The organism is Streptomyces sp. NPDC005151, from assembly GCF_053599875.1.
The window spans coordinates 7,434-22,154 of record NZ_JBSFYR010000107.1 but is presented as its reverse complement, the minus strand read 5'-3'; the positions used below and the strand labels follow the sequence as shown (position 1 = coordinate 22,154).

General features: G+C 69.3%; 10 protein-coding genes and 4 pseudogenes. 4 read left to right on the top strand and 10 right to left on the bottom strand.

Features of this window, described 5'->3' with window-relative positions; genetic code table 11:
• Positions 1-9: 9 nt before the first annotated feature.
• The 3 genes and pseudogenes from ACWD6R_RS34785 to ACWD6R_RS34775 form a co-directional block, all read right to left on the bottom strand.
• Positions 10-171 carry a hypothetical protein gene (locus ACWD6R_RS34785; protein WP_451822386.1) on the bottom strand — a complete coding sequence of 54 codons (162 nt, stop codon included), beginning with the start codon at positions 169-171 and terminating at the stop codon, positions 10-12.
• 172 nt (positions 172-343) lie between these two features.
• A complete protein-coding gene (locus tag ACWD6R_RS34780) occupies positions 344-1,093 on the bottom strand; it encodes a hypothetical protein (protein ID WP_451822385.1) in 750 nt (249 codons plus the stop codon).
• A 400-nt stretch (positions 1,094-1,493) separates the two neighbouring features.
• A pseudogene (locus ACWD6R_RS34775) lies at positions 1,494-1,826 on the bottom strand (TetR family transcriptional regulator C-terminal domain-containing protein); the annotation flags it as partial.
• Here ACWD6R_RS34775 and ACWD6R_RS34770 point away from each other — a divergent pair.
• Both ACWD6R_RS34770 and ACWD6R_RS34765 read left to right on the top strand, forming a co-directional pair.
• Positions 1,826-2,221, top strand: a pseudogene (locus ACWD6R_RS34770) (alpha/beta fold hydrolase); the annotation flags it as partial. The pseudogenes ACWD6R_RS34775 and ACWD6R_RS34770 overlap by 1 nt on opposite strands.
• Positions 2,222-3,242: 1,021 nt before the next feature.
• Positions 3,243-4,448, top strand: coding sequence for an MFS transporter (locus tag ACWD6R_RS34765; RefSeq protein WP_451822384.1), 1,206 nt, complete (start codon positions 3,243-3,245; stop codon positions 4,446-4,448).
• Positions 4,449-4,652: 204 nt separating this feature from the next.
• Here ACWD6R_RS34765 and ACWD6R_RS34760 read toward each other — a convergent pair whose 3' ends face one another.
• Both ACWD6R_RS34760 and ACWD6R_RS34755 read right to left on the bottom strand, forming a co-directional pair.
• Positions 4,653-4,997, bottom strand: a complete 345-nt coding sequence (locus tag ACWD6R_RS34760) for a hypothetical protein (RefSeq protein WP_451822383.1) — start codon at positions 4,995-4,997, stop codon at positions 4,653-4,655.
• Between the two features lie 810 nt (positions 4,998-5,807).
• Positions 5,808-6,317 (bottom strand): hypothetical protein, encoded by a 510-nt coding sequence (locus tag ACWD6R_RS34755; RefSeq protein WP_451822382.1) that lies wholly within the window; start codon positions 6,315-6,317, stop codon positions 5,808-5,810.
• Between the two features lie 966 nt (positions 6,318-7,283).
• Between ACWD6R_RS34755 and ACWD6R_RS34750 the strand changes: the two genes are divergently transcribed.
• On the top strand, positions 7,284-7,679 hold the full coding sequence (locus ACWD6R_RS34750) for a hypothetical protein (RefSeq protein WP_451822381.1): 396 nt from the start codon (positions 7,284-7,286) through the stop codon (positions 7,677-7,679).
• Positions 7,680-8,306: 627 nt separating this feature from the next.
• Here ACWD6R_RS34750 and ACWD6R_RS34745 read toward each other — a convergent pair.
• The gene (locus ACWD6R_RS34745; RefSeq protein WP_451822380.1) at positions 8,307-8,711 is read right to left on the bottom strand and encodes a transposase; all 405 of its coding nucleotides are present in this window, start codon (positions 8,709-8,711) and stop codon (positions 8,307-8,309) included.
• 244 nt (positions 8,712-8,955) lie between these two features.
• Here ACWD6R_RS34745 and ACWD6R_RS34740 point away from each other — a divergent pair, with 244 nt between their 5' ends.
• Positions 8,956-9,984 carry a phosphotransferase family protein gene (locus ACWD6R_RS34740; RefSeq protein WP_451822379.1) on the top strand — a complete coding sequence of 343 codons (1,029 nt, stop codon included), beginning with the start codon at positions 8,956-8,958 and terminating at the stop codon, positions 9,982-9,984.
• Between the two features lie 83 nt (positions 9,985-10,067).
• Here the strand turns inward: ACWD6R_RS34740 and ACWD6R_RS34735 are convergent.
• The 4 genes and pseudogenes from ACWD6R_RS34735 to ACWD6R_RS34720 all read right to left on the bottom strand — a co-directional run.
• A pseudogene (locus ACWD6R_RS34735) lies at positions 10,068-10,307 on the bottom strand (ATP-binding protein); the annotation flags it as partial.
• 466 nt (positions 10,308-10,773) lie between these two features.
• A pseudogene (locus ACWD6R_RS34730) lies at positions 10,774-11,772 on the bottom strand (IS4 family transposase); the annotation flags it as partial.
• 433 nt (positions 11,773-12,205) lie between these two features.
• Positions 12,206-12,430 carry a DUF6381 family protein gene (locus ACWD6R_RS34725; protein WP_451822378.1) on the bottom strand — a complete coding sequence of 75 codons (225 nt, stop codon included), beginning with the start codon at positions 12,428-12,430 and terminating at the stop codon, positions 12,206-12,208.
• A 722-nt stretch (positions 12,431-13,152) separates the two neighbouring features.
• Positions 13,153-14,160: a hypothetical protein gene (locus ACWD6R_RS34720; RefSeq protein ID WP_451822377.1), complete on the bottom strand. Its 1,008-nt coding sequence runs from the start codon at positions 14,158-14,160 to the stop codon at positions 13,153-13,155.
• Positions 14,161-14,721: the final 561 nt, after the last annotated feature.

Genomic DNA, 14,721 nt, shown 5'->3' with positions numbered 1-14,721 from the left:
ACGGCCCGTTCACGGACTTCCTTCGGGTATGGCTTCGACATAACGATCCCGATCCTTCCAAGAGATCGAGCCTCGGTCAAACCCGGAACGATTCAAGCCGCTGCCGGCGTAGTTGGTGCCGGTGTCGTAGTTGATGCCCTTCAAGGACAAGACTTCTGCATTCTCACGCATGCCCGGAGCCTAATGCGGTGGGCACCGAGTCTGCTGCTCGACGGTAACTGTTGCGTTAGGTGCAACAGAAGCGCCGCGAGTGTCGGAGCGGGGAGGGGGGCTTGCTGACTTTGAATCCCTATCTGACCAGCTAGTTCTGTTCTTGATCACACTCAGTAGCGGCGGGAGGGGGTCATTCCGACTGTGCACTATTCCCCTTCTTCTCCCGCTTGTTGGCATCCTCAGCTCGTGCGGCGAGGTACTCGGCCCAGTCGCGTCGGGCGTAGGCGACCCAGCGGAGCGCGGTGTGACGGTGCATGCCGGTCACGTCGGCGAGGATCGGGCTGGGGAGATCAGCGGCGAGGGCGGCCGGCGCCGCGTTGCGAGCGGTGCGGACCGGGATGCCATGGCGGCCCAGCTTCTGGGTCATGCCGTGCGTCGAGATCGGCTTGCCCGGGACCCTGCCCGGGAAGAGCCACCGAGGCCCTGGGTGGACTCGCGAGAGCTGCGGCCGCAGCTGGGGCTGTTCGGCGAGGTGTCGAAGGAGTCCGGCGAGCCTTGGCGGCAGCAGGACGGGGTGGCGGCCCAGGACCAGGTGGGCGTGCTCGTCGCCGAACTTGAGGTTCTCAGGCGTCAGATGGCAGAGACGTTCGGTGGACGGGCCGAACAGCAGGGTGATCGCGCCGGCAGCCCGGACGTCCGTAGGCAGGGCATCGTCGGCCAGACAGCGTTGGAGGAGCGGCCATCGATCGTCCTCGTCGAGCAGGTTCTGGGGCTCCTGCCTCGGGATGGAGGGGACGGTCAGTTCGCGGGTGAGCCGACGACTCGTGGTCCACTTCAGGAAGTAACGGATCAGGTAGCGACGCTGGCTGGTGGCTCCGGCGATCCAGTCGTCGATGTGCTCCTGGGCGAGGTCGGCGAGAATCAGGCCGCGTTGGTCCATCCAGGCCAGAAAGTCCAGGGCGACGCTGACGCGGCGCCGCAGGTCACGGTCGGCGGAGGCGGGATGGTGGCGGGTGGCGGCCCGTTGACGGGCGCGTCGGAGCAGGAACCAGACGTCACACGCGTACGCGGCCTGGCGCGGGACCTCGGCCGGCTCTGTTCACGTGCAACAACAGCGTTGCCGGCGAGTTCGGGAGGCAGTTGCTGATCACTGGGCCCGGACGCGTTATGAGAAATGACGTCACTTCTGTGTCGTGCCGGTGAGCCTGCGGATGCGTGAGAGCAGCCCGGCCGGGCGGTCGCTGCCGGCCTTGCCGGGCTGTCCGGTCCGGCTCGGGTGCCGGCGGGGCTTCAGGAGCCGTTGCGGGCAGTCGCTTCGGGGCTGTTACCGATCCGGCGGATCAAGGCGTCGGGTCTGCCGCCGATCGCAGGGACGCAGTGGACGACGTGCTGTTGCGCCCGCCGCCCTGGAAGATCCGGTCCACGTGGTGCTCCAGGACTGCGGCGGCGGACTGCGGGCTGCGCTGGCCGACCAGGATGCTCGTGCCGAGCCCCGCAGTCATGGCGAGCAGGCTGATCGCCTCCACTCGCGCGTCCGTACAAGGCGGCGTGAGATGCGCTTCTTGCGCCTGCTGGAGCAGGCCGGTCACGGCGTCCTCGGCGGCGGCGGGGTTCTCGATGAAGGGCTGGGAAGCGAGCGCCTGGTCGGTCACGGCCAGAACGGCATACGAGGAAGGTGGGTCTCCGCTTCTTCGTCCGGATCTTCGCCGGTCTCTTGGCGACCTTCGCCCCCAGGAAGCTCCGTCCCCGTCTGGCGGCCTGGCTGGAGCAACCGGTCCTCATCGTGCCGGAGCTGCGCACGATGATCAGGTGCAGCGTGCGCGCCTGTCTCATACGCCGCCCCGCTCCGCTTCCCCTGGCCGAGGACGAACTGCGTACCATCCGCACCCCGCTCTATCTGGTGCTCGGCAAGCGGAGCCTGCTCGTGCACCCGCAGCGGCAAGTGGAGCGCGTCCCGCGCCTGGTACCAGGAGCCCGCGTCGAAATCATCTCCGGCACCGGCCACGGGCCCCGGATCGACCACGTGGAGCAGACCAACAACCGGATGCTGAGTTTCATGGACTCCGTCGGCTGCGGAGTGCTTCCGTGTGACTGCGGCCATCACCGGGCCGTCGCACCCCGCGGCAGGAGTGCTGCCACCCGAACGCACGGGTAGCAGCGGCACCACCGGCGGTGCTCCCAGCGGCGGCACGTGCGGTGACGGCCTGGCTGCCGGGCCTCATCGGCGCTGCCCGGGCCGGCCGGCAGCGCCGGCTTGCCCACCGTGTGCCGGCACACCGTTGCGGCCGTGTGCGACGGCCGCCGGCAACGGGGCGGGCTGCACAACGGCGGCCCGCCCGGTCGACGTGCGAAGGGCTCCCGGGCGGGCTTCCGCTTCCATGCTGCCCCCGATCCCTCCCGCTCAGGTGCGGCCGCGCGGCAGACGGGGCCGAATGGGGTCGGGACTGCCGTGCGGCCGGGTGGTACCGAACGAATGGGTCTGCGTACGGGCCTTCGGCGGTGCCGGCGGTGGGCCGCCGGCGCCGTCTGCTGGCCGCCCGCTCCCCCACCTACCGGCAGGGCTTCTGGGGCCGGGGGAAACGGGGCCAAAGGGGGTGGGCGCTAACGACCTCACCCACGATTGGCAGTGGGAGAAGGAGCGGTGTCTGGGGCCTTCGAATCCAAGGCGGAGGAGGGAGCGATGGCGAATGGGGCCTCCCCTGCTCGAGCGGAGCCGAGAGCTTGGGGAACATCGCGACTGACGACAACGCGGGAGGCGGAGGTCCCAGGCGCTGCGACGCCGCTGCCCATCGTGGGTGAGGTCGTAAGGCAACCGCCGACGAGGCGGCCCGGGACGCAGGCGATCCAGGGCCGTCGGCCGGGGTTTGTCCGCTGAGGATGTTCCTGCTTCCTGCCGCCCCCTGCTCTTGCTGATGGCCTGCGTTCGCAGATCCGCGAAGGCGCCCGGCTGCCGCGAGGGTGATGAGCGGGGCCGGCGGGCCGGTGGCAGCAGCGGGTGGCGCAGGCTCCGTCGTGTTGGTGGCGCCTGTGCATCGGCCTGCGGTGAGGCCGACGCCTCTGCGCGCCTGACCCGATGCCTATGGTGAGTTGTGACCAACCAGGAAACGGGCCGTCAGCAGGGCACCGTCCGGCCCGGATATCTGGCGGCGGCGGGTGTGTTCGCGGTCGGGATGATGGGCACGACCCTGCCGACACCGCTGTACGGGCTCTACCGTGAGCAGATCGGTTTTTCCGAACTGATCGTCACCGTGGTTTTCGCCGTCTACGCCATCGGTGTGATTGCCGCGCTGCTCCTGGCCGGCGGCTTCTCCGATGTTCTCGGCCGTCGCCCGGTCCTGCTGTGCGCGCTGGGGCTGGCCGCGCTGAGCGCGGTGTGCTTCCTGCTCGAGGGCGGGCTGCCGCTGCTGTTCACCGGTCGTGTCCTGTCGGGGTTCTCCGCCGGACTGCTCAGCGGCACGGGCACGGCCGCTGTACTGGAACTGGCACCCGCCGGGCGCAGTGCCCGCGCAGGATTCGCGGCGACCGCGGCCAACATGGGCGGCCTGGGACTCGGCCCCCTGGTCGCGGGGACCCTGGCCCAGTACGCGCCGTGGCCGCTGCAACTGCCGTTCCTGACCCATCTGGCGCTCCTGGCGGCCGCGGTGGCTGTCACCTCGCTGCTGCCCGAGACCGTGCACCGCAGCGGCGCCAGGTCCCCGCTGCGGCCGCAGGGCATGGTCGTCCCCGCCGAGGTACGCGGTGTGTTCGCACCCTGCGCACTCGCCGCCTTCGCCGGATTCTCGCTGCTGGGCCTGTTCACCGCGGTCGCGCCTGCCTTCCTCACCCAGACACTGGGCGTGCACAACCTGGCCGTTTCCGGCGCCGTCGTCTTCTGCGTCTTCTGCGCCTCGGCCTGCGGGCAGTTGCTGATGGGCCCCGTCGGCACGCGCAACGCCCTGCCCGTCGGCTGCCTGGTGCTGGTGGCCGGCCTGCTTGGGGTGGGGTCGTCCCTGCTGCTGGCGTCGTTGCCGGTCCTCCTCGTGGGTGCCATGACAGGCGGCATCGGCCAGGGGCTGGCCTTCCGGGCGAGCCTGACCGTGGTGAGCACGGCGGCTCCAGGCACCCAAAGGGGCGCCACCATCTCGGCGTTCTTCGTCGTCGCGTACGCGGGAATCTCGGTGCCCGTCATCGGGATCGGCGCGCTGGCGGTGACACTGGGGCTGCGCAATGCAGGCCTGGTGTTCGCAGGTTGCGTGATGCTGCTGGCCGCCACGGCGGGCGGCTATCTGTGGCGGCACCCGCCCGAGCGGGCCTGAGCGCCCGCAGGCGCCGGCCCCTGGCAGGGAACACCAGGGGCGAGTGCACCGCACCCGCCCGCACCCGTGCGGGCGGGTGCGGGGCGGATGTGTTCCCGGAACCAGGACAAGCGGGCAGGGGTGCCGGCCATGGGCCCTGAGAAGGGCACCGGCAGTGCCACGGCCCGGGCACGCGGCACCCCTGTCCGGCGCTGCGCCGGGCCGTCACCGCACTGCGGCCTGCGCGGGCCGACGGGCCGCCTGGTCGCGCTCGCAGCCGTCGCCGCCTTCCACACCGGCCTGTACGGCCTGCACGATCCCGTCACCGCCACGTACGCGCTGTTCGCAGCGGTGGTGACGGCGGGCCTGTCCCGCATTCCCGGCACCGGGCACCAGCGCGCCGCCGTCGGAGTCCGGGCGCTCCGTGCCGGCTGGATTCCCGTGACGGCCGGGACCCTGCTCGCGGTACACCCCCGGGCCGCGGTGGCGGGGATGCTGGTGGTCGGCTTCCTGCTCCCGTTCGCGGCGGTGGCCGGCCCACGGCTCGCCGGGGCCGCGCCGCACCTGCAACTGCTGTACATCCTGCCGTGCTTCCCTGCGTACGCACCGCAGACACTGGGGAAACGGCTGAGCGGGACGACACTGGGCATCGTGCCCAGGACCCACGCCCCTGTCGTTCGGATCATGCTGGGCTCACGGGGTCCGGCACGCACCTGTGCGCCCTGGCCGTCAGCCGCCGACTCCCCCATGGCCCTCAAAACATGGGGACCCTCTTCGCGTGGGCTTCCTCCTGCACCTTGCGGCTGCACGCACCACGGCCGCACCAGCCGCTCCGCGATCCGGCCCGGTCCACACGCAAGACCCCGGGTGAGCCCGGCATGCTCACCAAAACAGTCGGCACAAGGTGCACCGGGGCACCGCATCGGCTGTGCCGGCTGTCCCCGGACCGGGCCCCTCGGGACCGGCGACGCAGTTTTCTCCCCACTGCCAAAGCGCCACAGCAAAGGGACCACAGATCCCGGCCCCTGCCGGTCAGGCGATCCGTGTGCCGGGTCCGCTGCCCTGCCCCTGGTACGGGAGGCTCTGCGCGATCTTGGCCGCGAGCGTGTTTTTGCGGCCGGCCCCGAACGAGCCGGCCCGACGACCGGGCACCTGGGACCGGGTTCGCAGGACTGCGGCCGGCCGAGTCCGCCTAGCGCGACACGCGGGGGGCTCGGTAAACACTTAGTATGACGTAGCAGGTGTTATGGGGCACCGGGCGTGGGCCGCACACGTGGTGCGGCCGCCTGGGCCCGGGCATCCGCCGCGATGTGCCCCCATGCCGGAAACCCCGGCCCGATTCCGACGGGCCGGGGTTTCCATGGGATGCAGGTGGCTCTGTTACCACCTGTCGCGGTAGTTGTCGACGACCCGGAAGCTGCCCACGACACCGTTGCGGACGAACACGCCCCCGCGGACGAAGCGGGGCTGGACGCCGTTGCTGGTGCTGTAGGGACCGACCGTCGCGATCGGGGAACCGTTGTCGCAGGTCGCCCCGCGAAAGACCTCGACGGTCTTGCGGCTGTCGTTACGGACGTTGAAGCTCCGCGAGCCCAGGCCGCTGACCACGGTGATGCAGCCGTCCGTGTGAGCGGAGTACGTCCGTTCGTTGAAGTGGATCCGCCCCTCTTCCCTGTAGCCGTAGTCGTCGTCGTAGTCACGGTCGCGGCCCTCGTCCCCCATGTCCCTCCCGCCGCTGCCACCACCGTCGGGAGCCATCGCGGGAGCGGCCTGCTGGACGAACGGGGCGGCCTGGGCGGACCCGGCTGCCGAGGCGTAGGTGATGCCGGTGGTGGCGAGGACCGCTGCGCCTGCTGCGGCGGCGGCCACGGCGACGGTACGCGTGGTCATGTCACTTCTTCCTGTCTCAAAGACGCCGTCGGCTGGGAATCCGACCTGAGACGAACGTACTGACGACCCCGTGAGCTGTCATATCGGAAATACCGAAGGTGTGACCCCAGAGGGCCGACCGGGTGTACGCACGGCACCCCTCGCACACAGTTCCACTGTCTGATGAACCGTCAAGAAGTAAGACAGTAAGAATGTCTGGCGCATCATTAGGCTTTCCGGGCGACTCGCTGACGTCCGGTCACCCTGTCGGCAGCATGCCGCCGGATTCCAGCACACCGACCACCGCAATCACTCCCGCCACCCCGAATGACTCCCATCGACGCCCTCCCGCCCTGAACGACCGTCATCGAGGACACAGAAGACGCCTATCTGAACGACCGTCATCGCTGTTTCCCAGGCCCGAACGGCCCTTCATCGCGTCCGCCGCGCCCTGAATCTCCGTCATCGGCGTCCGCTCAGGCCTGAATCTCCGTCATCGCACCTGTGACCATCCCCTGGATGGACGACGCCTCTCGCACCATCCTTCTCCTCAGCTCCTGATGACGTATGCCAACCTCAAGCCTTCCTCGGAACATCTGATAAACGTCCCGCTGAAAACACGGAGTTGCACAGGTTGCACACGGACCCGCCCAGGTGACCGGGCGTAACTCACAGGGGGAAACTGCGTGCGAAGAGCAACGATGCGGTACGTCCTCACTGTGGCCACGGCCCTGCTCCTCACTGCGGCACTGGCCACTGCGGCCGACGCAGCACAGGACTCTGCCGATGCGGTACCCGAAGCTGTCACAGCCGGCCGAATCGCCACGAAGGAGTCAGCCGGCAGCGTGCTGGAGGGCGGTTTCAAGTCGCCCGTCGAGACTGCCGCCGACCGTGCCCTTTCCGCTTTGCCCGAGGTGAGCGCCGAGGGTGACGTTGGACCCATGCGCTGCGACCATCCTTGACAAGCAGTGGTATCAGGTGAGCGGTATGACGGCCACCCACGTGCCGGCCTGGTGGTTCGGGACGAGTGACAGGGACGGTCCGGGTGGATCGATGAGGGTCGGCGTCGAGAAGGCGGGCAAGGTCGGGGGCGAGATCAGTGACACCGCGGGGGCGAGTGCCAGTGTCATTCTCGCTGGGGTCAAGCTGGAGTACAGCGTCAAGGCGGCTGCGGAAGCGGGGATCACGGTGGGGCACGCCTGCGCGCACGATATCCCCGCAAAAGGGTACGGTCCCATGCAGTACGGGTCTTGGGGCTACAAGGTGAATCGGGTGAAGTACAAGACCGGTTCCGACCGTTGTGGCAAGGTGAAGACTGGCTCAGGCACTGCGAAGCTTCCTGCCAAGGAGGCCGGCCGGCGATACTGGTCGGCGCATTCATGACGCCGCGACCGCGCCCCTTGCGGCGTAGCCTGGTTCTCTGTTGTGTTTCCGTATTGTCCGTATGTCCTCGCCGCCGGGTGCACGAGCGGCTCCGGCGAAGCAACCCGGCCGAGCACACCGGAAAACAGTCCAGGGCAGCACCGGGAGCACCCCTTTGAAACGTCCGATCACGCTGAGAAGAGACTCGGTAAGCAGGTCGAGGAAGCTCTCGGTACACAGGAGGTCGGCGACAGTGATCCGGTGTTTGTCGAGGCCGGCCTTGAGCGAGTCGGCAACGGATTCCACACCGAACCGGAACTGACGCGAGGGCGCTCGTACACGTTGGCGGTCGCCTGCGCCGGAAAGGGCAGAATCACCCTGTCCATAGCGCTGAAGGCCCCTGTCCGCCAGACCAGTGGACTGCGACGGCGTTTCCCGCTACCAGCGCATCACAGCTTTAGCGGCCAAGGTCACGATCGTCGCCGAGGGGCCGCCCGGGGCCACAGGGATGGTTGGCTGGCGCCTGGACAAGGCCGGCAAGTAGGCCGCAGGCCCACCGAAACACAGCACGGCACTGTGCCCCACATCCATAAGGCCGGATGCGGGGAGGGGCAGCCCGTGCGAGCAAAGTGCCGTGCCGGTCGACGGTCAGGTGGTGCTTGCTGCCGGGCCGGGCACGGCCGGCCGGCGAAGGTCCGGTGTGAGCCGCGCTTTGAGCGCCTTGACATGTGAGCCGTCGATCGCAGCGTCATCCGTCTCCAGCAGGCCTTCTTTGCGTAGTTTTGCCGGAAGAACCCCGTGCAGACGGGGCCATGCCCCGGCCTCGGTCCCGTCCCGCGGACGCCGCCAGGCCGTCACCCCACTGCATCCGACCCGCTCTGCGGGAACGTCTCGCCGGTTCACGCTCTTGCACAGCACGTAAACGATGCCCCGCAGAGCAGCACGGTCATCCACGGGAAACCGCCCAGGATGCCGATGCCGCCGGGGCTGACGAGCCGGCAACAGCGGCGCTGTACGTTCCCACAGGTCATCAGGTACGAGATCAGCAGACACCCGACCGGTCCTGCCGGCATAACACCCAACTGCGGGGCCAACAAACCGATCTCATTGTGAAGCGATCAGTGAGCGCCCAGGAATGTTGATGAGAACCGGCAGCACTGCGAAGGCAGTCCCGGTTGTCTGCCCGCTCTTGCTGCGGCGTGTACTGCAGCATGCTGGTCCTGGGCGACGTGAAGCAGGACGACCAGTTGCTCTCCTTGGCCACACGCTGGTTTTGGCCGCGTGGAAGGATGAGCCCATGTGGTCGCGACTGACGTTCGGGGACGGGTTACGGGCCGAGCTGGGATCACCCAGGCGCTCTCGCAGACTGGGCAGCAGCCCGCGCTCGCGTGTGTGGCGCGTCGAGCTGCCAGAGACATCGGCGGTGGTGAAGCAGATCGTCGACGGCCCCGATGCCGACGAGCGATACGCCCGCGAGGTGGCCGCCCTGCGGGTCGCCGCCCGAGCTGAAACGCCCGTGGTGCCCGCGCTGCTTGCCACCGATCCCGGCGAGCGGGTGCTGGTGCTGGAGCATCTGGATCACCGGCGCCCGTCCAGCGACTGGATCGTCGACTACGCAGCCGCTCTGGCACGGCTGCATGCCACCGCCCGTCCGCACGACGTTGGGGTACTTCCGCGATGGCAGGGCCCGAACCAGGCCGACATCGACTCCTTCCTCGGGCTGGCCGTGGCTCTTAAGGTTCCTGTCACGCCTGGCGTTTGCGACGAACTCGATGACCTCGTGAACCGGCTCGACCAGGCATCCGGCCATGCCCTTCTCCACGGGGATCCCTGCCCTGGCAATGACCTGCACACCGCCACGGGGATCAGATTCATCGACTTCGAGCAGGCGTCACTGGGCAGCGGCTTGATGGAGCTGGCCTATCTGCGCATCGGTTTCCCGACCTGCTGGTGTGTCACTTCGGCGTCCGTACCGCTGCTGGAGCGGGCGGAGCGCGCATACCGCACGGCGTGGCGCACCGCGACCGGTTCCGAGACCCAGGACGGCCTCGCCGACGCGTGTGCCGGCTGGCTGCTGCGCGGCGACGCGCTGGTCGAGCGGGCCCACCGCGAAAACAACGACCACCTGGCCCGGATTGCGCACCGGGACTGGAAGTGGGGCACGGCCACAGCCCGGCAACGGCTCGTCCACCGGCTCGGTGTCGTCAGCCGGCTGACCGCCAACCACGCCTGTCTGAGCAGCCTGAGCACCCTCACCACCAACATGCACCAACACATACTCGCCCGCTGGCCCGCACTTCAGCCAGTCCCGACAAAGCGGCCATAGAGGTCGGCTGACACCCCGCAATCGTCGGTGAGTCCCTGGCATGCCGACCTGTCTCGCGCTCAGAGCGAGCGGCAGTCAGCTGATCATCTGCTGTTCGGCGCCGCCGCGTATGGTGGCGAGCCGGTGCCGGTCTCGATGATGCTGCCGCCGAAGATGAGGCGATCAACGATCGCTGCGCACAGGCAGGGGCCGGTGAACGTCTTCGCCCGGCCAAAGAACGACTCGCTCGAGGCGATCGCCAGGCTGTTCGTCTCCTCCTGCCCGCTCACAGCCTGGAAGAGGAGTCCGGCGCCGCGACGGTCGAGTTCCACGTATCCGAGCTCGACCGATCACTACAACCGTGCCCGCGCGCTCACCGGCCAACCTCGCCGCCCGGGGGCACAATGTCCAAGATCTTCGGACCCCGCTGACGTCAACACCGTTGCGTTTACGTCCGTGAGCGGTTCGAGAGTCCGTGTTCGAAGAACGTGACGGTGGTGTGGAGGGTGTAGTTCTGGCTGGTCGTGGGGTGCTGTCCGGCGTTCGGGCCGTACTTGCTGGTGGGGTTCTTGCGGGTGCGGGCCTGACGCGGTGCCGCTGGCGGGCGGGGTGCAGGGCGTCAAGGACAGCCCGGCCGATGGTGCCGACGAGGTCGGCGGGTCCCGCCGGGGGCAGGATTGCGGTCGCGGTGGTGACGGTGTCGGCGGCGGTGGTCTGCAGGACGGTGAAGCTGATGCGGTCCATGTCCAGGCCGGGCCGGGTGCAGGCGGTGTCGGCGGCGGCGCGGATCAGGGCCTGGCAGGTGGTGAGCAGGGCGTAGACCTCCGGGTCGAGGCCGGTCAGGCTGCGGGAGCGCAGGACACGGCCGTCCAGCATGGTTGCCTTGATCGAGAAGTACGTCGTCTGCGACTGCCACCGCTCGTGGTAGAGATCCACGAGCCCGGCGGCTGGGTGGGCGGCCGGGTCGAGGAGGCTGGTGAGCAGGCGCCACTGCTCGGTGCGGACGGTGCCATCGGCCAGGGTCACGGTGATGGACGCCTCGATGACGCGGACGGTCAGCAGGACGGGCAGGACGCCGTAGCCGATCCGGGCCAGGCAGGAGCCGTCGCCCAGGTGCCGGAAGGGGGTGGGTATCCGGCGGGCGGAGGAGCGCACCAGGAACTGGGCGCCGGTGGCCTGGACGTCCCGGGCGAACTCGGCTCCATCGAAGCCGGCATCGGCCAGCAGGAGCATCGTGCGGTCCGGCACACTCAACAGGCGTCCTGCGTAGGTGAGTTCGCCGTCACTCTCGGGGCCGAACGCGGCGGCCAGGACGGCACGGGTGCCACACTCGACCAGGACCACGAGTCGTAGCAGCGGGTAGCCGAACTCCACGCTCTCGCCCGCCCGCTTGGGACAGTGCCAGGTGAGCGCCTCCTGATCGGGCACGTGCAGCAAGGTGCCGTCCACGGCCACGGTCCGAAGCCCTCGATAGAACGAACCGGCCTGCCCGAGGTGGGCGACGGGCCCGGCGAGGATCTCGAACAGCCGCCGCAGCGGCGCCGCTCCTATGCGCCGTCGGGCCCTGGACAGCAAGGAGACCGCCGGACGCACCAACGGCCATCCCTCCAGCCCCGCCGTCAGCTTGCCCCACACGCCCCGATAGGAACAGCCCTCGAACAGGGCCAGCGCGAGGACGAAGTAGACCACCACCCGGGACGGCAGCAGCCGCAGCCGCTTCTCACGTGACCCGGCCTCCTCAACCACCGCGTCCACCAGCACGAAGTCCACGATCTGAGTCAACTCGCCCAAGTGGCCAAGCGCGTTCACACCCCCGGCCGCCTCGACCGTGCGCGTGATGACAGACTTCTCCTGCAACGGGACTCCCGATGATCTTCTTGCTCGACACAAGCTGATCTATCAGGACGTCCCGTTGCGTCATTCACCAGGGCTTGACCTGCGACTCAAGACTCAAACGCAACGGTGTTGCCGCTGACGTCCACGCGCCGGCCGGGCTCGCGCCGCCCGACGGCACGTGCCCGTGGCCGGGATGTGATGCAAGGAGACCTGTGGCAGCCGCTTGGTGAGCACGCAGCCGCGAACCGTGCTGTGCACTTTCACGCGAACGCCGACAGCTGTCATCACGGCACCGGCAGCGCCGGTCCCGCAGTTCCTGCCAGGTGTCCGAGACCGCCACCGAGCGCGGACGGCCTCCCCCGCACTGCGGGGGAGGCCATCGGTACCGCTGGACGCGAACGGTGCGTCACCGGGGCGGAAACTCGTCCTTCCGGCTGCCGGCACGGCGGCCGGGCCTGTCCTCGGCCGCGCGTCCGCCCTCCTTCGTGGACTGCTCCTGCATGCGCCGGGCCTCGTCGTGCAGCCTGCGGCGTTCCTTGGGATCGCTCGTCTGCTCGGCACGCTCGTTCAGCTCACGGACCTTGTCCTGCATCTGCTGCGCACGACTGGCGGACTCGCCTGCAATGCTCATCATCACTCCTGGGGACGGGAAGGTGGGACACATCGCAGCCAACCAGCGCTGTGCCGCTTACGCACCCGGGAGGGTCACCCTGCGCAATCACCGCAGGCAGCCGACCCTGAAGAGGGCACGTCACGTCGAGAACGCGCCCCTTGCGTCCCGCTCTGCCGCGGTGCCGCTCCCCATGCCGTGCGGTCCCGGCGATCGTGCCGGCGCCGCCTCTTGCCTCCCGGTGAAACGGTCCGGCACCAGGGCGGGAGCGTGCGGCGCCCCTCCCCCGCCGCATGCCACCCGGCACCCGCCCTGTTCAGCAGACAGGCCGGACCCTCTGCCCATGGCCCGCCCACGGGCCGGTGCCGGGACGCAGCCATCGAGTGCGGCAGCCGCCCGGGCCGCACGGCCGAAAGCAACCAGCCAGGCCTTCCGCGGCGGCACGGCGCCCGGCCCGGGCGTCATCATCAACCGCCCCTGACAGCGGCCGTGAACGATGACGCCCGGTTCCACCTCGCCGCCCGCCAAGCCCCGCGTGTCCACGTCCCGGATCCAGCCCACCACCTGCACCGTCCCCTCAAAGGGGCCGGACGTGGCGGACACCCGGCAAGGACCCCGCACCCGAAGCGGCACTCACACAGCTCCAGAACGAGTAATTGTCAAGACCCGCGTGCAGCACAGAACCCCCTGACGGCGCGCACCCCCAAGGTTCGGGGCGCGCCCCGGCAGGGGGCCGGCCGGTTTCAGGCCCTGGCGTCTTGGGTGCTGCCCGTTGAAACGCCAAGGACCAGGGGCACACCGGCAGCGTCGCGCACCAGCTGCACCGCAGAACCCGGCCCGTCACCGTCCGCGGGGCCAAGACCCGCAGGATCACCGCCCCCACGGCTCGTACCCGCACCGAGCCGGGGACGGCTCGTAACAAAACCAGCAGGCCCCAGCCGGCGGATACGTCCAACACCGCCCGGTGAAGGCGCCACCCGGCCCCCGGCCCGGGACCAGACCCGGAACAAGCGGTCCACCGCGGACGACGAAACCCTGGAGTACCACGGCACCCGGCGCGGCTCGCACCCGCTCGTCAACACGCAGACGAGCGCGGCAAGAACGGCCTCGTCATCGACACCCGCTGTCCGGCCGCCCTGCGGGCGCACCCTCACCGACGGCAGCAACGGCCCCGTGATCTCCCGCAGTCCGCCCAGGCCGGTACGCCCCCATCGCCCGCCGCCCCCGACCGCCCCCATACCAGACGCACCGCCCAGATGCCCGTCCCCGGCCACAAGCGCCAGCGCATCCCTGCGTTCTTGAATATGCTCGAACTGACGGATGATGTCCGCCACATGAGAGGGATCATCCAGGGATCCGGCAGCGAGCCGCCCCCGCGCCTCCAGAAGTTCGCGATACACCACACCGTACGTGCTGCACAACCGGATCGACTCATCACCGCGATCACTCAGGCCAGTGGCATGAGGGACGACAATCACCAACGCGGCAAGACCCGACAGCACCGAAACGAACACCTGCGCGGTCAGCCGCGACGATCCACCGATAACCGGCCAGGCCAGAAGTCCCGTGACAAGACTCAGTACCGCTGCGGCCAGGGTATACAGACGGACCTTGTGCACCAGACGGGCCGCTTCCCTCGGCATCCTCTTCGCCCAGTAGCCGGCGCTCTCGATACTTTCCTCAAGCCGCCGCAAAATGACCGCGTCGGCCGGGTCCTTCGACTGTCTGAAAATCCTGGGAAGCAGTTTCATGACACTCTCACGATCGCAGGGAAGTACGTGAACAGTGACACCCCCGCCACACACCAACCGACACCGGCACGCATATTGTCGTTTTAGTAATCCGCACGGAGCAGCACGGGCCCCCCCTTTCCCACTGATCCACCAACACCCCAACCACAGACCCCAGCACCCCCGCCCCGCTACCACACCCCCACCAGCCACCAGCCGACCACCCGGACACCCCCGCCCCCCACACACAGACACCCGAACACCCGGGGCAGACGGACACCCGGCCACCCGGACACCCCGGGGCAGGCGGACACCCGGACACCCGGGGCAGGCGGGGCAGGCAGGGCTGGCAGGGCTGGCAGGGCTGGCAGGGCAGGCGGACACCCGGCCACCCCGGGGGAGGCGGACACCCGGGGCAGGCGGACACCCGGACACCCGGGGCAGGCCGCACACGAACACCTCACCCGTCCGCCAGCCGCACCCGCACACCCGGCCACCCCGGGGGAGGCGGACACCCGGGGCAGGCGGACACCCGGACACCCGGGGCAGGCCGCACACGAACACCTCACCCGTCCGCCAGCC